Source organism: Roseospirillum parvum, assembly GCF_900100455.1.
In the GTDB taxonomy this organism is placed as follows: domain Bacteria; phylum Pseudomonadota; class Alphaproteobacteria; order Rhodospirillales; family Rhodospirillaceae; genus Roseospirillum; species Roseospirillum parvum.
Window position 1 is genome coordinate 33,785 of record NZ_FNCV01000003.1, and the last position, 22,834, is coordinate 56,618.

The window sequence follows — 22,834 nt, forward strand, 5'->3', positions numbered from 1 at the left end:
AGCGCCATGGCCGATCCCGCGAACACCTCCCGCCCGCCCCGCGACAGCGAGCGCAACAGCCTCGGCGGACGCTTCAAGCGCTATGCCCAGGTGGGCACCAGCATGTCCGGCGTTGCCGCGCGCATGGCCGGCGAGCGCTACCTTGGCCTGAAGGGCGACAAGTCGCGCCAGGCCGGCGAGCTGAAGGCGGCGCTGGGCGGCCTCAAGGGGCCTTTGATGAAGGTGGCCCAGATCCTCTCCACCATCCCCGACGCGGTGCCCGAGGAGTACGCCGCCGAGCTGGGCCAGCTTCAGGCCAACGCGCCGCACATGGGCTGGCCCTTCGTCAAGCGCCGCATGAGCGCCGAGCTGGGCCCCGACTGGGAGCGCCGCTTCGAAAGCTTCGAGCGCGAGGCCGCCGCCGCCGCCTCGCTGGGGCAGGTGCACCGGGCGGTCGCCGTCGATGGGCGCCGGCTGGCCTTGAAGCTCCAGTATCCGGACATGGCCTCGGTGGTCGAGGCGGACCTCAAGCAGCTCAAGCTGATCTTCTCGTTGCAGCGGCGCTACGACCCCAGCATCGACAGCTCCGACCTGCACGGCGAGATCGCCGACCGCCTGCGCGAGGAGTTGGACTACGACCGCGAGGCGCGCAACATGCGCCTGTATCGCTACATGCTGCGCGAGGAAGGCGGCGTGCACCTGCCCGAGCCGGTGCCCGAGCTGTCCACCCGCCGCCTGCTGGCCATGACCTGGCTCGACGGCACGCCGCTGCTCGACCAGAAGGGCGCCCCGCAGGAACAGCGCAACGCCCTGGCCCACAGCATGTTCCGGGCCTGGTACGTGCCCTTCTACAATTACGGGGTGATCCACGGCGATCCGCACCTCGGCAATTATCAGGTGCGGGCCGACGGGACCTCGATCAACCTTCTGGACTTCGGGGCGATCCGCGTCTTCCGGCCCACCTTCGTCCACGGGGTGCTGGAGCTTTACCACGCGCTGAACGATGACGACCGCGACCGGGCCGTGCATGCCTACGAAAGCTGGGGCTTCACCAACCTGACCCACGAGGTGGTCGATGTCCTGAACCTGTGGGCCGGCTTCCTCTACGCGCCGCTGCTCGAGGACCGGCCGCGCCTGATCAACGAGACCCACGGCGGCACCTACGGCCGCGAGGTGGCGCGCCAGGTCCACCAGCGCCTGCGCGAGGTGGGCGGGGTGCGCATCCCGCGCGAGTTCGTGCTGATGGACCGCGCCGCCTTGGGGCTGGGCAGCGTCTTTTTGCACCTGTCGGCCAACATCAACTGGCACCAGATGTTCTGGGAGCTGGTCAAGGACTTCGATGTCGAGGTGCTGGCCCAACGCCAGGCCGAGGCGCTGGCCCAGGCCGGCCTGACCACCGACGCCGACCACCACACCGTACGCCGCGACTAGAGCCGAGAGCGAAAAATCGGAACCACTTGGTGGTTCCCGATTTTTCGCTCAGATCGGCTCTACACCTGAAATCGAGAGCAGATCGCGCCCAATCTGAATCGCTTGGCGATTCAGATTGGGCGCGATCTGCTCTAGGCGACGCCGGCCCGGGCCGGGTAATCGCCCCCGGCCCTGTGCGAAAAACGCTTTGAATCCGCCGAGTCGCGTGATTCAATGGCGGCATGTGGAAGGCATTTTCATGGCTCCTGGTCGGGGGTCTGCTGGCCGGTTGCGCCAGCCCCCCGCCACCCCCCGCCACGTCGACGGCCAAGGCGCCGCCGGCGCCCGTCGCCGTGCCGGGGCCGGTTGCCTCGCCGCTCAGGCCGTTCCATCACGACGGCGGTTTCCTGCAATGCGTCCCCTACGCCCGCGAGGTGTCCGGGGTGCGCATCTTCGGCGATGCCTGGACCTGGTGGGACAAGGCCGAAGGCGCCTACCCCCGGGGCAGCCAGCCCCGGGTCGGCGCGGTGCTGGCCTTCGGCAAGTCGCGGGTGCTCAGGCTGGGCCACGTGGCGGTGGTGTCGCGGCTGGTCGGCGCGCGGGAGCTGACGGTCACCCACGCCAACTGGGGCTCGACCAAGGCGACCCGGGGGGTGATCCACCACGACCAGCCGGTGATCGACGTCAGCCCGGACAACGACTGGACCCGGGTTCGCCTGATGAACACCGCCGGCGGGTTCGGCAAGGTCTATCCGGCGCTGGGCTTCATCTACCCCGACGATATCTACCCCGACGAGGCCCAGCAGGCGGCCCGCTGATTCCTGCCCGCCACCTGCTTCAGCCGCCGCGGATCTGGGCCAGGAAGGCATCCATCCGCGCCTTCAGGGTGGTCGCGTTCTGCGACAGTTCCTTGGCCGCCGAAAGCACCTGGGTGGCGGCGGTGCCGGCCTCGCCGGCGGCCTGGGTGACCCCGTGGATGTTGCCGGTCACCTCGCCGGTACCGGCCGAGGCCTGCTCCACGTTGCGGGCGATTTCCCCGGTGGCGGCGTTCTGCTCCTCGACCGCGCTGGCGATGGACTGGCTGATCTCGCTGACCTGCCGGACCACCTCGCCGATCGACTTGATGGCGGCCACCGCCTCCCGGGTCTGGCCCTGCACGGTGCTGATCTGCTGGCCGATCTCCTCGGTCGCCTTGGCGGTCTGGGTGGCCAGGGTCTTGACCTCGCTGGCGACCACCGCGAAGCCCTTGCCGGCCTCGCCGGCGCGCGCCGCCTCGATCGTGGCGTTGAGGGCCAGAAGGTTGGTCTGGTTGGCGATGTCGGTGATCAGGTCGACCACCTCGCCGATGCGGTTGGCGGACTCGGCCAGCCCGGCCACCTGACGGTCGGTTTCGTGGACCCGCTCCAGGGCGGTGTTTGCCACCTGGCTGGCCTGTGAGACCTGGCGGCTGATCTCGCCGATGGAGGAGGAGAGTTCCTCGGCCGCCGAGGCCACGGTCTGCACGTTGGCCGAGGCTTCCTCGGCGGCGGCGGCGACGGTGGTTGCCTGATGGCTGGTCTGGTCGGCGATGGCGGTCATCGACTGGGCGGTGGCCTCCATCTCGTTGGCGGCCGAGGAGACGGCGCCGACCACGCCCCCCACGTCGCGCTCGAAGTCATCGGCCATTTTCAGCATCAACCGCTTGCGGTCGGCTTCGGCCTTGGTCTTTTCAGCCTCCTGCTGCTGTTTCAGCTCTTCCATCTGCGCGAAGTTGTCGCGGAAGACGAGCATGGCGGCGGCCATGTCGCCGATCTCGTCGCCGCGGTTCTGGGCCGGGATTTCCGTGTTGAGGTCGCCGCCGGCCAGCTTGTGCATGGCCCCGGTCATGCGGGCCAGGGGGCGGGTCAGGCCGCGGGCGAAAATCCAGCCGAGCAGGCCGAGTACCGCCAGCACGGCGCTGGCGGCAAGGATCAGGTAGGTGCGCATGGCGACCACCGGCTCGAGCACCTCGGCCACGTCCACCTCGCCGATGACCGCCCAGGTGACCCCCTGGAACTCCACCGTGCCGAACGCCGAAACCACCTCGACCCCCCGGTAGTCGCGCACCTCGCGCACCCCATTCTCCCCCTTGAGGGCGGCGCGGACGCTCTCGGTGTCCACCTCGCGCTGCAGGATGGTGGTCTCGCCCTGCTTGGCGAAGCGGGAGTCGCTGCGCATCAGTTTGTCCGGGCCGACCAGATACATCTCGCCGCTGTCGCCCAGGCCGGCGGTGATCTGCATGGTGCGGTTGATCTCGCCGATGGGCATCTGGAAGACCAGCGCGCCCTGGGTGCTTCCGTCGGGGCCTTTCAGCGGGGCGGCGATGAAGCTGGCCGGCGCGCCGTTGCTGGGCGCGTAAGGAGAGAAATCGGTGAAGGCGGTGGGCTGGCCATCCTCGACCACGCGGCGCCAGACCCGGGCCAGATCCGTGTCCTGCCATTCCCCTTCGGCCAGGTTGGTGGCGTAGTCCAGCTCCTTGAAGACGCTGTAGACCACGTCGCCGGCGGCATTGATGAGGAACACGTCGTAATAGCCCCGGGCCTGCTGAAGCCTGCGGAACCACGGGTGGAGGCGCCCGTGGAGGCGATCATAGGCCGAGCCGGTGTCGGCCGCGTCGAGCTTGTCCTTCTCCCCGGTCGGGTGGGGATTGTTGCTGATGTAGGCGGCCTGAAGGGCGACCTGGGGATTTTCCAGTTGCTGAAAGGCGGCGTTGAACGAGATCAGGCTGCTGCCCACCTGCGGGCTGGCGGCGATGACCTCCAGATCCTGGACGATGCTGTCCAGATAGGTGTCGATGGCGGCGGTGCGCCCTTCCTTGAGGGCCAGCAGCTTCTGCTCGGCGCTGGCCAGCAACTCGTTGGCGCTTCTCACGTAGGCCAGAGCGCCGGTGATCAGGACGGCGGCCAGGACGGCCCCGACGATCACTGCTGGCAGTTTGACCGATATGCGCAGGCGCATGATCCCCTCCCTTGGCCTTCTCTCGGATGCGAGGCTCCAACAAAAATGCGTCCCTGAATAATAGTCAATCTCCATCCCTATCTCAAGTTTAAGGCGATGGAGGCGATGGGATGTCTTTAAAATACTGATGTTTGTCGAGGTGTGGCAGTAGTAAGGGCAAAAAAGGAGCAATTGATAGGTGTGGTGATTATTTGGGCAGGGTGGCGCCGCCCGAGGCGCCAAACACCCCCTGGAGGGTAGGCCGCAAAGCTGCCATATTGCCGCCCTACCGTGACGGCCATCGGCGCCTTCGAAGGCCAGCCGGCCGCCGGAACGGGATCTCTCGTCACTCAACGGAGCACTGCGAAAAGGGCCATGGCCGGTCATTCAAAATTCAAGAACATCATGTATCGCAAGGGCGCCCAGGATGCCCGTCGGGCCAAGCTGTTCACCAAGCTGGCCAAGGAAATCCAGGTGTCGGCCAAGGAGGGGGGCGACGATCCCTCGTCCAACCCGCGCCTGCGTGCCGCGCTCGCCGAGGCGCGCAAGAACTCCATGCCCAAGGACAACATCGAGCGCGCCCTGAAGCGGGCCACCGGCGGCGACGCCACCGAGTACGAGGCGGTGCGCTACGAGGGCATGGGCCCGGGCAACGTGGCGGTGATCGTCGAGGCGCTGACCGACAACCGCAACCGCACGGCGGCCGAGGTGCGCTCGACCTTCACCAAGTTCGGCGGCGCCCTGAGCACGGTGGCCTTCAACTTCGAGCGGGTCGGCTACATCCATTACCCGGCCGAGGCGGGCGACGCCGAGGCGGTGCTGGAGGCGGCCATCCTGGCCGGGGCCAGCGACGTGGAATCGGGCGACGAGGGGCACGACGTCTATACCGAGCCGGACGACTTCTCGGCCGTGCGCGCCGCCCTGGAGGAAAGCCTGGGCGAGCCCGACACGGCGCGCCTTGACTGGCGCGCCCTGAACACCATCGAGGTGGGCGAGGAGCAGGCGCCGAGCCTGCTGAAGTTCATCGACCTGCTGGAAGACAGCGACGACGTGCAGCGGGTGTGCGCCAACTACGACATTGCCGACGACGTCCTGGAACGCCTTCAGGACTGATCGCCGGGCGACGCCCAACGAAGGGAGACAGCGATCTTGGCGGTGCGCATCCTGGGCCTGGACCCGGGGCTTCGGGTTACCGGCTGGGGCCTGATCGAGGCCGAGGGCAACCGTCTGGCGCATCGCGGCGCCGGGGTGCTGCGCATTGCCGAGGCCGCACCCATGGCGGCCCGGCTGGCCGACCTGTTCGAACAGGTGAGCGACCTGATCGACGGTCAGGCGCCGCACGAGGTGGCCATCGAGGAAGTGTTCGTCAATCGTAACCCCACCTCGACCCTGAAGCTGGGCCAGGCCCGTGGCGTGGTGCTGCTGGCCCCGGCGCGGGCCGGGCTGCCGGTGTTCGAGTACGCCCCCAACCTGATCAAGAAGTCGGTGGTCGGCACCGGCCACGCGGCCAAGGAGCAGGTGGCGATGATGGTCTCGACCCTGCTGCCCGAGGCGCGGCGCGACGTGCCGGCGGATGCCACCGATGCCCTGGCGGTGGCCATCTGCCACGCCCACCATCGCGGCGCCGCCGGGCGCGCGGCGGCGGGAGGCGGCCGATGATCGCCCGTCTGGCCGGCCGGCTGTTCGCCGTCGAGAGCGACGGCGCGGTGATCGACGTCGGCGGCGTCGGCTACCGGGTGTTCGCCTCCGGCCGCACCCTGGCCCGGCTGCCCGACCCGGGCGGCGCCGTCGCCCTGATGACCGAACTGGACGTGGGGCAGGACCATTTGCGCCTCTATGGCTTTGCCGATGCCGCCGAGCGCGACTGGTTCCACCGCCTGACCACCGTGCAGGGGGTGGGCAGCCGGGTGGCGCTGGCCATCCTCTCGGTGCTCGAGCCCGATGCCCTGGCCCAGGCCCTGGCCGCCGGCGACAAGGCGCCGCTGACCCGGGCCAGCGGGGTCGGCCCCAAGCTGGCCGGGCGCATCGTCGCCGAGTTGAAGGACACCGCCGCCGGGTTGCTGGCCGGGCTGGCCGGCGCCGCGCCGGGGGCGGTCGCGCCGCCGGTTGGAGGGGCCGCCGAAAGCGGGGTGGAAGGCGCCATCTCGGCGCTGGCCAACCTGGGCTATGGTCGGGCCGAGGCGGCCGGCGCCGTCGCCCGGGCGGCGGCCGAGCTGGGTGAGCGGGCCGAGGAAGGCCTGCTCATCGCCCGCGCCCTGAAGACCCTGGGCAAGGGGCGCGCCTGATGTCCCGTCCCGTCGCCCCGCCCGACAGTGAACCCCGGCTGGTCGCCCCGGCGCCGCAAACCGGCGACGCCGATGCGGCGCTGAGGCCGCAGACCCTGGCCGAGTTCATCGGCCAGCCGGCGGTGTGCACCAACCTGGAGGTTTTCGTCGGCGCCGCCCGGGGCCGTGGCGAGGCGCTCGACCATGTGCTGCTGCACGGGCCCCCGGGCCTGGGCAAGACGACGCTGGCCCAGATCGTCGCCCGCGAGCTGGGGGTGGGCTTTCGCGCCACCTCCGGGCCGATGATCGCGCGGGCCGGCGATCTGGCCGCCATCCTGACCAACCTGGAGCCGCGCGACGTCCTCTTCATCGACGAGATCCACCGCCTCGCCGCCCCGGTCGAAGAGGTCCTCTACCCGGCCATGGAGGACTTCCAGCTCGACCTGATCATCGGCCAGGGGCCGGCGGCGCGCAGCGTGCGGATCGACCTTGCGCCCTTCACCCTGGTCGGCGCGACCACCCGTTCGGGCCTGCTCACCCGCCCCTTGCGGGACCGCTTCGGCATTCCGCTGCGGCTTGACTTCTATGCTCCGGAAGACCTGGTGACCATCGTCCGCCGGGGGGCCCGGCTGCTCGACCTGGAGCTGACCGAGGACGGCGCAATGGAAATTGCCCGCCGCTCGCGCGGCACCCCCCGGGTGGCCGGCCGGCTGTTGCGCCGGGTGCGCGACTTCGCCACCGTGGCCAAGCGCAGCCCGGTCGACAAGCTGGTCGCCGACGCCGCCCTGGCCCGCCTCGACGTGGACGCCCGGGGGCTCGATGCCATGGACCGGCGCTATCTCGGCTGTCTGGCCGCCAGCTACGCCGGCGGTCCGGCCGGGGTGGAGACCCTGGCCGCCGCCCTGTCGGAAGAACGCGACACCCTGGAGGAAGTCATCGAACCGTTTCTCATCCAACAGGGGTTGCTCCAGCGCACCCCGCGCGGCCGCGTGCTGACCGCGCCCGGCTGGCGCCACCTGGGCCTCGCCCCGCCGGCCGGGGCGCAACCCGAGCTGCCCGGCACGGCGCCGCAAGGGGAGGGGGCATGAGCGCCATGACACCCCCCTCCGGCCGCTTCGAGGGCCCCTTGCATGTGCTGCCGGTGCGTGTCTATTACGAGGACACCGACGCCGCCGGCATCGTCTACTACGCCAACTACCTGCGCTTCATCGAGCGGGCGCGGACCGAGATGATGCGCCGTTTCGGCCTGGACCACACCGCCATGGCCGGCCAGGATGGCATCGCCTTCGCGGTGCGCCGGATCGAGGGCGACTACCTCAGCCCGGCGCGGCTCGACGACGCCCTGGACATCCACTCCGAGGTGCGGGCCATCAAGGGGGCCAGCCTGATCATGGCCCAGGCGGTGGTCCGCCCGGGGCCGGACGGGCCGGCCACCCTGGCCCGCTTTTCGCTGACCCTGGCCTGCATGACCCTGGCCGACGGCCGCCCGGCCCGCCTGCCGGCGGACCTCAGGCGGCGACTGCGGGACTTCGCGGCCGCCGCGCCGCTCACCCAACCGAACACTTGAAAGACAACGGGAAAGACGCACGACGATGGAACAGGCAGCGGTGGAAACAATCGCCATGGGCGCCCAGAGCGCCACCGACCTGTCGATGTGGGCCCTGTTCCTGCAGGCCGACCTGGTGGTCAAGGCGGTGATGATCCTGCTCATCCTCGCCTCCTTCTGGAGCTGGGCGATCATTTTCGACAAGGTGCTGCGCATCAAGCGGCTGTTCCGGCGGGCCGAGCAGTTCGAGGAGAGCTTCTGGTCCGGCGGCTCGCTGGAGGACCTTTACGACCGCCTGAACGGCCGGCCGCTCGACCCGATGACCGCCATCTTCGCCGCCGCCATGCGCGAGTGGCGGCGCTCCTCCAGCCATGGCGGCGATGGCAAGGCGGTGCGGGCCGGGCTGGCGGCGCGTCTCGACCGGGTGATGACCATCACCCTGGGCCGCGAGATGGAAGCCCTGGAACGCTCCATGAGCTTCCTGGCCTCGACCGGCTCGGTGGCCCCCTTCGTTGGCCTGTTCGGCACGGTGTGGGGGATCATGAACAGCTTCCACGCCATTGGGATGTCGAAGGACACCAGCCTCGCCACCGTCGCCCCGGGCATCGCCGAGGCCCTCTTCGCCACCGCCCTGGGGCTGGTCGCCGCCATCCCGGCGGTGGTTGCCTACAACAAGATCAGCAACGATCTGGACCGCTACGCCAAGCGCCTGGAGGCCTTCGCCGGCGAGTTCGGGGCCATCCTGTCGCGCCAGTTGGAAGAGAGAGGCTAACGCCATGGGTGGCTTCGTCACCAAGGGCCGGGTCGGGCACCGCCGGGCCTACCAGCCGATGGCCGAGATCAACGTCACGCCGATGGTCGACGTGATGCTGGTCCTCTTGGTCATCTTCATGGTCACCGCGCCGCTGCTGACCACCGGGGTCGAGGTCAACCGTCCGCAGGCCAGGACCCCGGCCCTGGGCCACGACGACAAGGCGCTGACCGTGTCGATCCGCGCCGACGGCTCGATCTTCGTGCAGGAGCGCGCGGTCGAGCTGGAACAGGTGGGGCCGCTGCTCAACGCCATCCTTCAGGAAAACCCGGAGGCCCGGGTCTACGTCAGCGGCGATCAGGCCAACAGCTATGGTCGGGTGATGGCGGTGATGGGGGCGATCTATCAGGCCGGCATCGCTCAGGTGGCGTTGATCACCGATCCGCCCGGCTCGCGGCCGGAAGGCCAGTAGGGCGGTCAGGGAGGACCATCGATGACCCAGGGTGTGCTCCTGTCGGCGGCGCTCCACCTGTTGGTGGTGCTTTTCGCGCTGGTCGGGATGCCCCATTTCATCGACCCGCTGCCGCCGCGCGACCAGCCGATCGTGGTCGAGATGGTGGAGCTGGCCGAGATCACCCAGGCCCCGCCGCCGGCCCCCGAGCCCAAGCCCGAGGAAAAGCCCGAGCCGCCGGCCCCCGAGCCGCCGCAGCCCCAGCCCACGCCGCCCCCGGAACCCGCGCCCGAACCCGAGCCGGAACCGGTGCCCCCGGAGCCCGAACCCGAACCGGAGCCGCCGCCACCCGAGCCGGAACCGGCGCCCCCGGAGCCGGAACCCGAGCCGCAGCCTGAACCGGAACCTGAGCCGGAGCCCGAACCGGCGCCGCCGCCGCGCCCCAAGAGCAAGCCCGCGCCGCCGCCCAAGCCGGAACCCGAGCCCAAGGCGGAGAAGAAGCCGGCGCCGCCGGAAGACCCGCTGGCCTCGCTGCTCGCCTCGGTGGAGGAACTGGAGGACAAGGTGGAGCGCCGCGCCGACACCGCGCAGCCGCGCCAGCAGGGGGCTGCCGCGCCAAGCCTCAATCGCAGCCCGCTCGCCGCCGACAAGCCGACGATGAGCGAGATTGACGCCATCCGGGCCCACGTGCAGCGCCACTGGAACATCCCGGCCGGGGCGCGCGACGCCACCGAGATGAGCGTCGAGCTGGAGATCAAGGTGCTGCCCAATGGCGAGGTGCTCGATGTCACGGTGGTCGACCGGGCCCGCATGGCTGGCGATCCGTTCTTCCGCTCGGTCGCCGAAAGCGCCGTGCGCGCGGTGCGCCGGGCCAGCCCGCTGCCCATTCCGCGCGACCGCTACGAAAGCTTCCGCCGCGACTTCACCATGACCTTCTCGCCGCGCGACAGACTGCGTTGAAAGGGGGGGGGCGCCTTGACAGCCCGCCCACCCCGGCCGACCTTGCCCCCGTGGCTCCTCTGAACAGGGGCCTGGCAGGCCGAAGCCAACCGATACCGGGAAGCACCAACCCAACCGCCAAGGAGTTTCGACTTCATGCCACGCAAGCCGACCTCTCTCGTCGCCGCCGGGCGACGCCTTGCCCTGGTCGGGCTGGGGCTGCTCGTTGTCTCGGCCTTTGCCCTGCCGGTGGCCCCGGCCCGGGCCCAGGTGCACATCGACATCACCGCCGGCAAGGTGGAGCCGATGCCCATCGCCATCGTCGATTTCGCCGGCGACCCCGGCGGCGCGGGGGCCGACTCCCGGATCGCCCCGGTGGCTGACGTGGTGCGCGCCGACCTGGAACGGTCCGGCCTGTTCCAGGCCATCGACCCGGCGGCCTTCGTCCAGGACCTGCCCAGCCTCGACACCCCGCCGCGCTTCGCCGACTGGCGGGTGCTCAACGCCCAGGCCCTGGTCCAGGGCGCGGTGGAGCGCCAGCCGGATGGCCGGCTGCGCGTCGCCTTCCGGCTGTGGGACGTGTTCGGCGGCCAGCAGATGGTGGGCAAGGTCTACCTGACCCAGCCCGACAACTGGCGCCGCGTCGCCCACATCATCGCCGACGAGATCTATCAGCGGATCACCGGCGAGGACGGCTATTTCGACACCCGCATCGTCTATGTGGCGGAAAGCGGTCCGCTGACCGACCGCACCAAGCGCCTCGCCATCATGGACCAGGACGGGGCCAACCATAAGTTCCTGACCGACGGTCGGGCCATGGTGCTGACCCCGCGCTTCTCGCCCACCGCCCAGGAGATCACCTATCTGTCGTACAACGACGGGGTGCCCCGGGTGTATCTTCTGAACATCGACACCGGGCGGCGCGAGCTTTTGGGCGACTTTCCGGGCATGACCTTCGCCCCCCGGTTCTCGCCCGATGGCGACAAGGTGATCATGTCGATGGCCCGGGCCGGCAACTCCGAGATCTACGAGATGGACCTGAGGACCCGGCGCACGGTGCGCCTGACCGACCATCCGGCGATCGACACCTCGCCCTCCTATGCCCCGGACGGGCGGCGGGTGACCTTCAACTCCGACCGTTCCGGTGGCCAGCAGATCTATGTCATGAACGCCGATGGCTCGGACGTGCGGCGGATCAGCTTCGGCGACGGGCGCTACGCCACCCCGGTGTGGTCGCCGCGCGGTGACCTGATCGCCTTCACCAAGATGCTGGGCGGCACCTTCTACATCGGCGTGATGCGCCCGGATGGCTCCGGCGAGCGCCTGCTCGCCTCGGGCTTCCTGGTCGAGGCGCCGACCTGGGCCCCCAACGGCCGGGTTTTGATGTACTTCGAGCAGACCCCCTCGCGCGGCAACAGCAAGGGTGCCTATTTGTTGCGTTCAGTCGATCTGACCGGCCACAACGACCGCGCCGTGTCCACCCCTCAGGAAGGGTCCGACCCGGCCTGGTCGCCGCTGCTGCCGTAGAGCAAATCCTTGCGTGATCTGGACCGGATCGCGGCGGCGGTTTTCTTCAATATCAGGACTTTAGGGCATGTTGCGTGAGTTGAGAATCACGCAACATGCCCCCGCCGCCCGGTCCTGGCGCAGGGCTGACCGACCCGCCCCCGGGGTGTGCGGTCCGGCGTGACCGGGCCGCAACAGGGCAGGGGAAAGCCGCCCAAACCGTGACCTTCGGCACCAACAAGGACTGTACGCAAAGCCCCTTTTTCGCTAAGTACCTAAGGACCGGAGTCTGGCTCCCGGCTGGAGGACTGCCGAGGCGCGCCACTGGTGTTACCCAGTGCCGCCCTGGTGTTGTCCAAGTGCCGCCCCGGTTCCAACGCCGAGCGGCTCCAACGCCGAATGGCCAGTCCTGTTCTTCTGAACGTGTCGCCCGTGACCTGGGTTCGCCGTTGCCCCCAGGGGCCCGCCAACGCAAGGGAATGAAATTATGAAACTGCGTTTCGTCAGCGTCGTTGCCGCCGCCACCCTGCTCGCCGCCTGCTCCACCGGGCCGGAAGAGGGCACCGAGACCACCACCGGCGGCACCCAGCAGCCGACCCAGACCCAGCAGACCACCACCCAGCAGCCGGCCCAGCCGAGCGGCCCGGTGGCCGGTTCGGTCGAGGAGTTCGTGCAGCGGGTGGGCAGCACCGTCTACTTCGATCTCGACCAGTCGAGCCTGAAGCCCGATGGCATGGCTACCTTGCGCGCCCAGGCCGAGTGGCTGAAGCGCTATCCGGGCTTCACCATCCGCGTCGAAGGCAATTGCGACGAGCGCGGCACCCGCGAGTACAACCTGGCGCTCGGCGAGCGCCGCGCCAACTCGGCCCGCGAGTATCTGATCGCCCAGGGTGTCGATCCCAACCGCGTCGAGACCGTCTCCTACGGCAAGGAGCGTCCGGTCTGCGTGGAAAGCACCGAATCGTGCTGGGCCCGCAATCGCAACGCCACCAGCGCCCTGCGCTGAGCCGGGGGACGTTCCCCTGGCCGGGGAACGGACCAACCGGGAGCGGAACAACCGGGGCGGCCGGCCAAGGTCGGCCGCCCCGATTTTCATGAAAACGCCGCATTTGGCGTCCATTCTACCCGGCCGTCACCCTGCCGGGCGCGGTGAGCCCGGTGTGCGCCCCTGAACGGGGTGGCCAAACCGCGTTGGAGTGTCTTCTGGTGCGCAGTCTGTTGGTCTTCTGTCTGCTCGTCGCCCTGGCTCCGGTCGCCCCGCTGCCGGCGGCGGCGCAGAGCGTCAACGCCCTGGTCGATCGGCTTGATCGGCTGGAGCGTGACCTGACGGTGCTCCAGCGGCAGGTCTACCGGGGCGAGACGCCGTCCAGCACCGCCGGCGCCCCGGCGCCGGCCAGGGACGCGGTCGATGGCGACGCGCTCGGCCGCCTGCAGACCCGGATGGATCAACTCGAACGACTGGTTCGCGAGCTGACCGGGCAGGTGGAGCGTCTGGACCATGAGAACCGCCAACTCGACCAGCGCCTGACCCGCCTCCAGGAAGACCTGGAGTTCCGCCTGAAGGCCCTGGAACAGGGCGCCGTGCCGGGCGCCGCCGCCTCGGCCCCGGGGGAGGGCGGGGAGGGTACCCCCGCCGGCGGTCCGCAGCCGGTGACCGGGCCCGAAGCCCGGGCCGCCGGGCCGGGCACGTTGGGCGCCTTGCCCGCCGAGCCGGGCACGCTGGGCACCCTGCCCGCCGAGCCGGGCACGCCGGGCGCCATGCCGGCCGATCAGGCGACCGCCGCCGGGCTGCCCCAGGGCACGCCGCGCGAGCAGTACGACCACGCCTTTTCGGTCCTCCAGGGCGGGGACTACGCCGCCGCCGAGCAGGCCATGGGCGCCTTCCTCGAGGCCAATCCCGACGACCCCCTGGCCGGCAACGCCCAGTACTGGTTGGGCGAGACCCACTACGTGCGCGGCGATTTCGAAGCCGCCGCGGTGTCCTTCGCCAAGGGCTTCAAGACCTATCCCGATTCGCCCAAGGCGCCGGACAACCTGCTCAAGCTGGGTCTGTCCATGGCCCAGTTGGGGCGCACCGATCAGGCCTGCGCCGCCTTCATCCAGGTGCCGCGCCGCTTCCCCGGGGCCTCGCCGTCGATCCTGCGGCGCGCCGAGGCCGAGCGCCAGCGCCTGGGGTGCTCCTGACCCCGGAACCACCGCCATCGCTTGACCTGCCCGCCGCCTTCGCGGCGGCAATGGGGCGCCTTGGCCCGTTCGAGCCGGCGCCCCGACTGGCCGTCGCCGTCTCCGGCGGGGCCGACAGTCTGGCCCTGACCCTGCTCGCCGAGGCCTGGGCCCGGGCACGGGGCGGGGCCGTGCTGGCCCTGACCGTCGATCATCGCCTGCGTCCCGGCTCGACCGACGAGGCGGCCTGGGTGGCGGCGCGTCTGGCCGAACGCGGGATCGCCCATCGCACCCTGACCTGGGAGGGTGGGACCTGGGAGGGCGGGACTTGGGAGGGCGAGACTTGGGAGGGCGGGCGCGGCGGGCTTCAGGAACGGGCCCGCGCGGCCCGTCTGGGGTTGCTGGAAGAGGCCTGCCGCGAGGCCGGCATCCTGCACCTGCTGCTCGGCCATCAGACCGACGATCAGGCCGAGACGGTGGCCCTGCGCCACGCCGTGGCCGACTCCCCGGGCGACGGCGCGGCCGGCATCAGCGCGCTGCGCGAGCTGGCCGCCTGTCGCCTGTTGCGCCCGCTGCTGGCCGTGCCCCGGGCCGCTTTGGCCGCGTGGCTGGCCGGGCAGGGGCTTCAGGGGTGCGACGATCCCAGCAACCACGACCGCCGCTTCGCCCGGGTGCGGGTGCGCGCGGCCCGGGCCGCCGGGGCGACGCCGCCGGGCACCGATCCCGACGCCATCGCCGCCGCCGGCCGGGCGCGCGTCGCCGCCGAGGCGGCCTTGGCCTCCCTGGCCCCGGCGGTTGCCTTCCATCCAGCCGGCTTTGCCTGCCTCAATCCGGCGCCACTGGACCGGGCCGACCGGGACGGCCGGCGTCGTCTGCTCGGTCGCCTGCTGTGTGCCGTGGGGGGGCGGGAGCATCCGCCCCCCCGGGCCGCCCTGGACGCCCTGGCCGGAGCGTTGGCCGGGCCCGCTTTCCGGGGGCGCTGTCTGGGCCGCTGCCGTCTCGCCCGACTGGGCGACGGCCGGGTGCTGGTCGCCCGCGAGGCCCGCCACCTGCCGCCGCCGCTGGCCCTCGATGGCTTGGCCGGGCCGGCGTCGTGGGACGGCCGCTGGCGGGTCGAGGGGGCCGTTCCGGGCAACCTGACCCTGGGCGCCCTGGGCGAGGATCGCCCGGCCGCCGCGCGGGCCGCCCTGGCCGCCGTGCCCGGTCCGGCCCGGCCGACCCTGGCGGCGCTGCGGGCCGGTGGCACCGTGGTTGCCGTGGTTGGTCTGTGGCGGGCCCTTGACGCGCCCCCCCTGGCGGTGGTGACTCCCTCTCCCATGCGGCGCCTGTTCGACGCGCCGTTTGTACTTGCGGGGCCGTTGGCTCATATTATCTAAGCTTCATCGCTTCGACACCGCCGGCGGGGCGCCGTCCCGCCGGCACAAGGCCGGCCCGGCCTCGGGCCTCGGCCACCATCTGGAAAGGTTCCGACCTTGAATCTCAGCAAGAACCTGCTCCTCTGGTTCGTCATTGCCATCCTGCTCATGGCGCTGTTCCAGGTTTTCGTTTCGCCGCAGCAGGATACGTCGCGCACCCAACTGCCCTTCTCGGAGTTCATGACCCGGGTCGACCAGGGCGAGGTGCGACAGGTGACCATCAAGGGCAACGACGTCACCGGCGAGTTGGCCAGCGGCGAGCCGTTCGCCACCTACGCCCCGGACAACACCGACATGGTGCCCAAGCTGCGCGACCAGGGGGTGACCATCGAGGCCAAGCCGTCCGACGAGGACGTGCCCACCTTCTGGAGCGTGGTGGTCAGCTGGTTCCCCTTCCTGCTGCTGATCGCCGTGTGGATCTTCTTCATGCGCCAGATGCAGGGCGGCGGCCGGGGCGCCATGGGCTTCGGCAAGAGCCGGGCCAAGCTTTTGACCGAGCGCACCGGGCGCGTCACCTTCGACGACGTGGCCGGCATCGACGAGGCCAAGCAGGAGCTGGAGGAGATCGTCGAGTTCCTGCGCGATCCCCAGAAGTTCACCCGTCTGGGCGGCAAGATCCCCAAGGGCGTGCTGCTGGTCGGCCCGCCGGGCACCGGTAAGACGCTGCTCGCCCGGGCCATCGCCGGCGAGGCCAACGTGCCCTTCTTCACCATCTCGGGCTCGGACTTCGTCGAGATGTTCGTCGGCGTCGGCGCCAGCCGGGTGCGCGACATGTTCGAGCAGGGCAAGAAGAACGCCCCCTGCCTGATCTTCATCGACGAGATCGACGCCGTCGGCCGCCATCGCGGGGCCGGCCTGGGCGGCGGCAACGACGAGCGCGAGCAGACCCTGAACCAGCTGCTGGTCGAGATGGACGGCTTCGAGTCCAACGAGGGCGTCATCCTGATCGCCGCCACCAACCGGCCCGACGTGCTCGATCCGGCGCTGCTGCGCCCGGGCCGCTTCGACCGGCAGGTGGTGGTGCCCAACCCGGACATCCTGGGCCGCGAGAAGATCCTCAAGGTGCACATGCGCAAGAGCCCGCTGGGCCCCGACGTGGACCCGCGCACCATCGCCCGGGGCACCCCCGGCTTCTCCGGCGCCGACCTCGCCAATCTGGTCAACGAGGCCGCCCTGCTGGCCGCCCGCAAGGGCAAGCGGGTGGTCACCATGACCGAGTTCGAGGAGGCCAAGGACAAGGTGATGATGGGCTCGGAGCGCCGCTCCATGGTGATGACCGAGGACGAGAAGAAGCTGACCGCCTATCACGAGGCCGGCCACGCCCTGGTCATGCTCCACGCCGAGGGGCACGAGCCGCTGCACAAGGTGACCATCATCCCGCGCGGCCGGGCCCTGGGCGTCACCATGGCGCTGCCCGAGCGCGACCGCCTGAGCATGAACCTGACCGAGCTCAAGGCCCAGTTGGCCAGCCTGTTCGGCGGCCGGGTGGCCGAGGAGATGATCTTCGGCAAGGCCAAGGTGACCACCGGCGCCTCCAACGACATCAAGCAGGCGACCAACATCGCCCGGCGCATGGTGATGGAGTTCGGCTTCTCGGAAGTCCTCGGGCCGCTGCGCTACATGGACAACCAGGAGGAGGTCTTCCTCGGCCACTCGGTGACCCAGCACCAGAACATCTCCGAGGAGACGGCGCGCAAGATCGACGAGGAAATCCGCCGTCTGGTCGAGGAGGGCGAGACGACCGCCCGGCAGGTCCTGGAAGAGCACCGCGAGGGCCTGGAGATCATCGGTCAGGCGCTGCTCGAGTACGAGACGCTGAGCCGCGACGAGGTGGACGCCCTGCTCAGGGGCGAGGAAATCCGCCGCGAGTCCGGTCCCTCGTCACGCAACGACCGGGACAAGGGGCGGCGTGCCTCGGTCCCCAGCGCCGGTGGTCGCCGGCCCGGCATGGGCGGCGGCCTGGGTCCGGAGCCGACCGGCGCCTGATCCGGCCCGGTTCCCCCTCTACCCTGATCGACGGCCGGGCGGGTCTGCCGCCCGGCCGTCGCCTGTTGGGTCCCCAGTTGTGATCGCGTTCCAATAAGGCATGCCCCGATGACCTCCGCCGCCCTCCCGACGACCGCCCCCTTGACTCATGGCCCGCTGCCCCGGGGTCTGGCCGAAACGCTGGGCCAGTCCCTGGGCGATGATCCCGCCGCCCTGGAGGGCCGGCTCTATGTGGCGCCTTCCGGGCTGCTGCGCGGGGCGCCGGCCGCGGCGGCGGTGGCCGCCGGGCGGGCCCGCTGGCTGGTCGGCGGGCCGCTGGCCTTCTCGGGCTGCGACGTTTTCCTGAGGACGGGCGCGGAGGCGGGGAGCGGGATCAAGGTGAGCCACGGCGGGCTGCCCGAACTGGCCGCCTGGGCCCGCGCCGAGGGGCCGGCGGTGGGGCGCTTCCTGGCCGATCGGTTGTCCGCCTTCCAGCAGGTGCCGGCGCCGCTTGACGGGATGGCGCTCGACCGGCCGCTGGTCATGGGCATCCTCAACGTCACCCCGGACAGCTTTTCCGATGGCGGCGACCATGCCACCGCCGAGGCCGCCATCGCCCACGGCCGGGCCATGCTGGCGGCCGGGGCGGATCTCATCGACGTGGGCGGCGAATCGACCCGCCCCGGCGCCGAGACGGTGCCGCCGGAAGCGGAGACGGCGCGCGTCGTGCCGGTGGTGCGCGCCCTGGCCGAGGCCGGCGCGGTGGTCTCCATCGACAGCCGCAACGCCGCCACCATGGGCGCGGCGCTGGAGGCCGGGGCGGCCCTGGTCAACGACGTCACCGCCCTGACCCACGATCCGCTGGCCCTGCCGCTGGTGGCGGAACACCGGGCGCCGGTGGTGCTGATGCACATCCAGGGCCGGCCGCAGACCATGCAGGCCGACCCGCGCTATGCCTGCGCCCCGCTCGATGTGTACGACTGGCTGGCCGGGCGCCTCGCCGCCTGCGCCGAGGCTGGCATTCCGGCCGAGCGGCTGCTGCTCGACCCCGGCATCGGCTTCGGCAAGACGGTGGCCCACAACATGGAACTGCTCTCCCATCTCGGGCTGTTGCTGGGCCTGGGGGCGGGGCTGCTGCTCGGGGTGTCGCGCAAGAGCTTCATCGCCCGTCTCGACCCGGCCGAGCCGCCGCCCAAGGCGCGCCTCGCCGGCTCGCTCACCGCCGCCCTGGCCGGGCTTGACCAGGGGGCGCGGATTCTGCGAGTCCACGACGTGGCCGAGACGGCGCAGGCGGTGGCGGTCTGGCGGGGGCTCAACGAGGCTGCGTGAGGGTCGCCACAACAGGGTCGTCACGGCGCCACATTTTGCGCTACCATACCCGGATATCCACCAAGGATTGGAGCTGGACGAGTTCATGAGCGCGCGCAAGCTGTTCGGCACCGATGGGGTGCGGGGCACCGCCAACCAGGAACCGATGACCGCCGAGACCGCCATGCGGCTGGGCATGGCGGCCGGTCATTACTTCACCCGAGGCGAGCACCGCCACACCGTGGTCATCGCCAAGGATACCCGGCTCTCCGGCTACCTGATCGAGCCCGCGCTGACCGCCGGTTTCATCGCCATGGGCATGGACGTCGCCCTGGTCGGGCCGCTGCCGACCCCGGCGGTGGCCATGCTGACCCGCTCCATGCGGGCCGACCTGGGGGTGATGATCTCGGCCTCGCACAACCCCTATCAGGACAACGGCATCAAGCTGTTCGGGCCGGACGGCTACAAGCTGTCCGACGCCGTGGAGGCGGAGATCGAGCGGCTGTTCCACAACGGGCTGGCCGCCCACCACGCCCCACCCCACAAGCTGGGCCGGGCGCGCCGGCTGGAAGACGCCTCCGGGCGCTACATCGAGCACGCCAAGGCCACCTTCCCGCGCGGCCTGCGTCTGGACGATCTGAAGATTGTCGTTGATTGCGCCAACGGGGCGGCCTATCGCACCGCGCCCCAGGTGCTGTGGGAGTTGGGGGCCGAGGTGGTGCCGGTGGCGGTGGCTCCGGACGGCTTCAACATCAACCGCGACTGCGGCTCGTTGCACCCTGAGCTGATGGCCGAGGAAGTGCTTCGCCACGGCGCCGACCTGGGCCTCGCCCTGGATGGCGACGCCGACCGGGTGGTGCTGTGCGACGAGGCCGGCCGCGTGGTCGATGGCGACCAGGTGCTGGGCCTGATCGCCGCCGCCTGGAAGCGCGACGGGCGCCTCAAGGGGCCGGGCATCGTGGCCACCGTGATGAGCAACCTGGGCCTGGAGCGCTTCCTGCTGAGCCACGGGCTGGAGCTGGTGCGCACCAAGGTGGGCGACCGCTACGTGGTCGAGGAGATGCGCGCCGGCGGCTTCAACGTGGGCGGCGAGCAGTCGGGCCACGTGGTTCTGGGCGACCACGCCACCACCGGCGACGGGCTGGTGGCCGCCCTTCAGGTGCTGGCCGAGGTGGTCCGCGCCGGCGGCCCGGCCAGCGCCGTCATGCGCCAGGTGGAAACCCTGCCCCAGGTGCTGAAGAACGTGCGCCTGGAGGCCGGGGTGGACGCCGCCGGGGTGCTCGCCGGCGCCCCGGTGGGGGCGGCCATCCGCGATGCCGAGGCACGGCTCAACGGCTGCGGCCGGCTGCTGGTCCGCAAGTCGGGCACCGAGCCCTTGATCCGCGTCATGGCCGAGGGCGAGGATGAAGGGCTGCTGGGCAGCGTGGTGGATGATCTGTGCGGCGCCATCCGCGCCGGGGCGGGGGCGCCGTGAAGGGACGTGTGCTGATTGTTGCCGGCTCCGATTCCGGGGGCGGCGCCGGCATCCAGGCCGACATCAAGGCGGTCACCTGCCTGCGCGCCTACGCCATGACCGCCATCACCGCCCTGACCGCGCAGAACACCGAAGGGGTGTTCGGGGTCCACGCCGTGCCGTTGGACTTCGTCCGTCAGCAAATCCATCTGGTGCTGGACGATCTGGGCGCCGACGTGGTGAAGACCGGCATGCTGGCCACCGCCGAGGTCATCACCGCCGTGGCCGAGGCACTGGCCGAGGCCGATCCCGAGGGCCGACTGCCCCTGGTGGTCGATCCGGTGATGGTCGCCAAGGGGGGGCACCGGCTGCTCGCCGAGGAGGCCGTCGAGGCCATGCGCAGCGTGCTTTTGCCCCGGGCCACGGTGATCACCCCCAACCTGCCGGAGGCCGAGGCGCTGCTCGGCGGCGGCACCATCGACACCGTCGAGCGCATGGAAGAGGCGGCCCGTGAACTGAAGGCCCTGGGGCCCGACGCGGTGCTGCTGAAGGGCGGCCATCTGGTTGGCGAGGGGCCGCTGGTCGATCTCCTGATTGATGCCGAGGGTGGGTTGCACCGCTTCGAGGGGCCGCGTCTGGCCACCACCTCGACCCACGGCACGGGGTGCACGCTGGCCTCGGCCCTGGCGGCCAGTCTGGCCCAGGGCCTGGACCTGGCCCGCGCCACCGGCCGCGCCCGCGCCTACGTCGCCCAGGCCATCGCCACCGCCCCCGGCTTCGGCCGCGGCCACGGCCCCCTCAACCACGCCCATACGGTGGGGCGGTTCGGAGGGGTGTAAGCCAGCGGCGTCGGGGAGGGCGACGCTGTCGATGAGGGGCGCCCCGGGGAACAGGGGTGAAGCTGGAACGGAAAGTTGAACGTTCAACCGAAACTGAGTTGAACGGTTTTCAGATGTTCCCTTTCTTCCCCACCAAGGGCGCCCTTCAGTGCCTTGATTTCAAGGGATATCTCTGGTGAGCCCGACAGGATTCGAACCTGTGACCGCCTGATTAAAAGTCAGATGCTCTACCAACTGAGCTACGGGCCCGACGCGGGAGGCGCACCCTATAGCAAAACGGGGCGCGGGAAAACCGCCTTTTTGACCCGCTTCCGCCGCTGCAAAGGGGGGCTACGCGGTTTCCTGACCGCTCCTCAGCCACTCGAACAGCAGGCGCACGCCAAAGCCCGGGGCGCCGCCGTCGTCCAGCCAGGGGACCGGGCGCGGGGAGGGGGCGTCCTCGGCCTCCGGGTCGGTGCCGCAGCCGACGCCGGCGATGTCAAGGTGCGCCCAGGGCACATCCTCGGGCACGAAGCGCGACAGGAAGGCGGCGGCGTGCAGGGCGTCGGGCAGCAGGCCGCCGGCCGGCGCGCATTGGCGAATGTCGGCGATCGGCGACTGAAGCTCCTCCACCTCGTCCTCGGGCAGGGGGAGGCGCCACAGATCCTCGGCGGTGGCCTCGCCGTGGGCCGACAAAGCGGCGGCCAGATCGTCGTGGCGGCTGAACAGGCCGCCCTTGTGGCGGCCCAGCGTCGCCACCACCGAGCCGGTCAGGGTGGCCAGATCGATCACCGCCCGGGGTTTCAGGGTCCGGATGCCCCAGCCCAGGGCATCGGCCAGGACGAGGCGACCCTCGGCGTCGGTGTCGATCACCTCGACGGTGGTGCCACTCACCGAGGTCAGCACGTCGCCGGGACGAAAGGCGCTGCCCGAGGGCATGTTTTCGGCCAGCGCCAGCAGCCCGACCACCGGCACGTCAAGCCTGGCCCCGGCCACCGCGCGCAGGGTGCCGAGCACGGTGGCGGCGCCGGCCATGTCGTCCTTCATGGTCGCCATGCCGCCGGCCGGCTTGATGGACAGGCCGCCGCTGTCGAAGCACAGTCCCTTGCCGACCAGCATCACGGGCGGCCGTGGGTCGTCCGGACGCGGGCGCCAGGAGAGCACCGCCAGGGCCGGCGGCCGAGCGCTGCCCTGGCCGACGGCGGCCAGCAGGCCAAGCCCGGCCGCCGCCACCGCCGGGCCCTCGATCACCTCGAGCCCGACGCCCATTTCGGTCAGCCGGCGGGCCTGATCGACCATCGCCGCCGGGTCCATCAGGTTGGCCGGCAGATCGGTCAGGCGGCGGGCCAGCAGCACTCCGGCGGCGACTTCCTTGAGGCTCTCCCAAAGTTCGGCCGCGACCCGGGGGAAGGGGGTGAGCAGGGTGGCCCGGGTGATCGGCACCGGGGCCATGTCGCCCGCCTCGCGCGGGCGCGAGGCCAGATCGACCCGCCCGGCGGCCCGCAAGGCCAGGCCGAGGGCGAAGCGCGCCGCCCCCTCGGCATCCAGGCCCAGGTCGACCACCACCCGGTTTTCCGGCCGCCCGGCCAGCGCCCCGGCGGCGACGCCGCCCAGGGCCAGGGCCTGACGGGGACCGGGGGTGGGGGCCTGGGTGGCCGGCTGGCCGAGACCGAGCAGGATCACCCGCCCGGCGCCGCTGGCCCCGCCGGCCGGGGCCGGCACCTCCAGGCTTTGGCCGATCTTGCCGCGGAACGCCTTGGTCTTCTTGACGGCCCGCTGCAACTGGCCCCGGGCATCGAAGGCCCGGGCCATGGTGGTCAGCTTGCGGTCGCGGCCCACCCCGAGAATCAGGGCGGCTCCATCGGCGTCGCCCCGGCGGGCGAACTCGACCTCGATCACGGCGCGGCCCCC

The 22,834-nt window shown here is 71.0% G+C and carries 20 protein-coding genes and 1 tRNA gene; 18 read left to right on the forward strand and 3 right to left on the reverse strand.

The annotated features are described in order from the left end of the window. Positions 1–6 precede the first annotated feature (6 nt). Together BLR95_RS05355 and BLR95_RS05360 are read left to right on the forward strand one after the other, a co-directional pair. Positions 7–1,410: an ABC1 kinase family protein gene (locus BLR95_RS05355; protein WP_092616630.1), complete on the forward strand. Its 1,404-nt coding sequence runs from the start codon at positions 7–9 to the stop codon at positions 1,408–1,410. Between the two features lie 332 nt (positions 1,411–1,742). Beyond that, positions 1,743–2,207 carry a CHAP domain-containing protein gene (locus BLR95_RS05360; protein ID WP_245689282.1) on the forward strand — a complete coding sequence of 155 codons (465 nt, stop codon included), beginning with the start codon at positions 1,743–1,745 and terminating at the stop codon, positions 2,205–2,207. A gap of 19 nt (positions 2,208–2,226) precedes the next feature. On the opposite strand, the gene BLR95_RS05365 is transcribed toward BLR95_RS05360, so the two are convergent. Next, positions 2,227–4,365 (reverse strand): methyl-accepting chemotaxis protein, encoded by a 2,139-nt coding sequence (locus BLR95_RS05365; RefSeq protein WP_092616636.1) that lies wholly within the window; start codon positions 4,363–4,365, stop codon positions 2,227–2,229. Between the two features lie 354 nt (positions 4,366–4,719). Between BLR95_RS05365 and BLR95_RS05370 the strand changes: the two genes are divergently transcribed. From BLR95_RS05370 to thiD, 16 genes are all read left to right on the forward strand, one after another. Further along, positions 4,720–5,457: a YebC/PmpR family DNA-binding transcriptional regulator gene (locus BLR95_RS05370; RefSeq protein ID WP_092616639.1), complete on the forward strand. Its 738-nt coding sequence runs from the start codon at positions 4,720–4,722 to the stop codon at positions 5,455–5,457. A gap of 42 nt (positions 5,458–5,499) precedes the next feature. Next, positions 5,500–6,003 carry a crossover junction endodeoxyribonuclease RuvC gene (gene ruvC, locus BLR95_RS05375; RefSeq protein WP_092617410.1) on the forward strand — a complete coding sequence of 168 codons (504 nt, stop codon included), beginning with the start codon at positions 5,500–5,502 and terminating at the stop codon, positions 6,001–6,003. Beyond that, positions 6,000–6,629 (forward strand): Holliday junction branch migration protein RuvA, encoded by a 630-nt coding sequence (ruvA, locus tag BLR95_RS05380; protein WP_092616642.1) that lies wholly within the window; start codon positions 6,000–6,002, stop codon positions 6,627–6,629. The genes ruvC and ruvA overlap by 4 nt, the downstream gene beginning before the upstream one ends. Then, positions 6,629–7,696 carry a Holliday junction branch migration DNA helicase RuvB gene (gene ruvB / locus BLR95_RS05385; RefSeq protein WP_092616645.1) on the forward strand — a complete coding sequence of 356 codons (1,068 nt, stop codon included), beginning with the start codon at positions 6,629–6,631 and terminating at the stop codon, positions 7,694–7,696. The genes ruvA and ruvB overlap by 1 nt, the downstream gene beginning before the upstream one ends. Next, the gene (ybgC, locus tag BLR95_RS05390) at positions 7,693–8,175 is read left to right on the forward strand and encodes a tol-pal system-associated acyl-CoA thioesterase (protein ID WP_092616648.1); all 483 of its coding nucleotides are present in this window, start codon (positions 7,693–7,695) and stop codon (positions 8,173–8,175) included. The genes ruvB and ybgC overlap by 4 nt, the downstream gene beginning before the upstream one ends. A gap of 25 nt (positions 8,176–8,200) precedes the next feature. Then, positions 8,201–8,926 (forward strand): protein TolQ, encoded by a 726-nt coding sequence (gene tolQ, locus BLR95_RS05395; RefSeq protein ID WP_176787642.1) that lies wholly within the window; start codon positions 8,201–8,203, stop codon positions 8,924–8,926. Between the two features lie 4 nt (positions 8,927–8,930). Continuing rightward, entirely contained in the window at positions 8,931–9,377 is a 447-nt protein-coding gene (gene tolR / locus BLR95_RS05400) for a protein TolR (protein ID WP_092616650.1), read from the forward strand. 21 nt (positions 9,378–9,398) lie between these two features. Next, a complete protein-coding gene (locus BLR95_RS05405; RefSeq protein ID WP_092616653.1) occupies positions 9,399–10,316 on the forward strand; it encodes a TonB family protein in 918 nt (305 codons plus the stop codon). A 135-nt stretch (positions 10,317–10,451) separates the two neighbouring features. Then, positions 10,452–11,822, forward strand: a complete 1,371-nt coding sequence (tolB, locus tag BLR95_RS05410) for a Tol-Pal system beta propeller repeat protein TolB (protein ID WP_092616656.1) — start codon at positions 10,452–10,454, stop codon at positions 11,820–11,822. Between the two features lie 466 nt (positions 11,823–12,288). Further along, the gene (gene pal / locus BLR95_RS05415) at positions 12,289–12,807 is read left to right on the forward strand and encodes a peptidoglycan-associated lipoprotein Pal (protein WP_092616660.1); all 519 of its coding nucleotides are present in this window, start codon (positions 12,289–12,291) and stop codon (positions 12,805–12,807) included. Between the two features lie 200 nt (positions 12,808–13,007). Then, positions 13,008–13,985 carry a tol-pal system protein YbgF gene (gene ybgF, locus BLR95_RS05420; RefSeq protein WP_092616662.1) on the forward strand — a complete coding sequence of 326 codons (978 nt, stop codon included), beginning with the start codon at positions 13,008–13,010 and terminating at the stop codon, positions 13,983–13,985. Beyond that, positions 13,976–15,340 (forward strand): tRNA lysidine(34) synthetase TilS, encoded by a 1,365-nt coding sequence (tilS, locus tag BLR95_RS05425; protein ID WP_143130938.1) that lies wholly within the window; start codon positions 13,976–13,978, stop codon positions 15,338–15,340. Before ybgF ends, tilS begins: the two co-directional genes overlap by 10 nt. Before the next feature lie 96 nt (positions 15,341–15,436). Continuing rightward, on the forward strand, positions 15,437–17,365 hold the full coding sequence (ftsH, locus tag BLR95_RS05430) for an ATP-dependent zinc metalloprotease FtsH (RefSeq protein ID WP_092616668.1): 1,929 nt from the start codon (positions 15,437–15,439) through the stop codon (positions 17,363–17,365). A gap of 108 nt (positions 17,366–17,473) precedes the next feature. Beyond that, positions 17,474–18,673 carry a dihydropteroate synthase gene (folP, locus tag BLR95_RS05435; protein WP_092616671.1) on the forward strand — a complete coding sequence of 400 codons (1,200 nt, stop codon included), beginning with the start codon at positions 17,474–17,476 and terminating at the stop codon, positions 18,671–18,673. An 85-nt stretch (positions 18,674–18,758) separates the two neighbouring features. After that, positions 18,759–20,126 (forward strand): phosphoglucosamine mutase, encoded by a 1,368-nt coding sequence (gene glmM / locus BLR95_RS05440; RefSeq protein WP_092617416.1) that lies wholly within the window; start codon positions 18,759–18,761, stop codon positions 20,124–20,126. Beyond that, the gene (gene thiD, locus BLR95_RS05445) at positions 20,123–20,944 is read left to right on the forward strand and encodes a bifunctional hydroxymethylpyrimidine kinase/phosphomethylpyrimidine kinase (protein ID WP_092617419.1); all 822 of its coding nucleotides are present in this window, start codon (positions 20,123–20,125) and stop codon (positions 20,942–20,944) included. Before glmM ends, thiD begins: the two co-directional genes overlap by 4 nt. A 173-nt stretch (positions 20,945–21,117) precedes the next feature. Here thiD and BLR95_RS05450 read toward each other — a convergent pair. Both BLR95_RS05450 and BLR95_RS05455 read right to left on the reverse strand, forming a co-directional pair. Next, positions 21,118–21,193 (reverse strand) — tRNA-Lys (locus BLR95_RS05450). A gap of 81 nt (positions 21,194–21,274) precedes the next feature. Continuing rightward, entirely contained in the window at positions 21,275–22,822 is a 1,548-nt protein-coding gene (locus BLR95_RS05455) for a leucyl aminopeptidase family protein (protein ID WP_092616674.1), read from the reverse strand. Between the last annotated feature and the right edge of the window lie 12 nt (positions 22,823–22,834).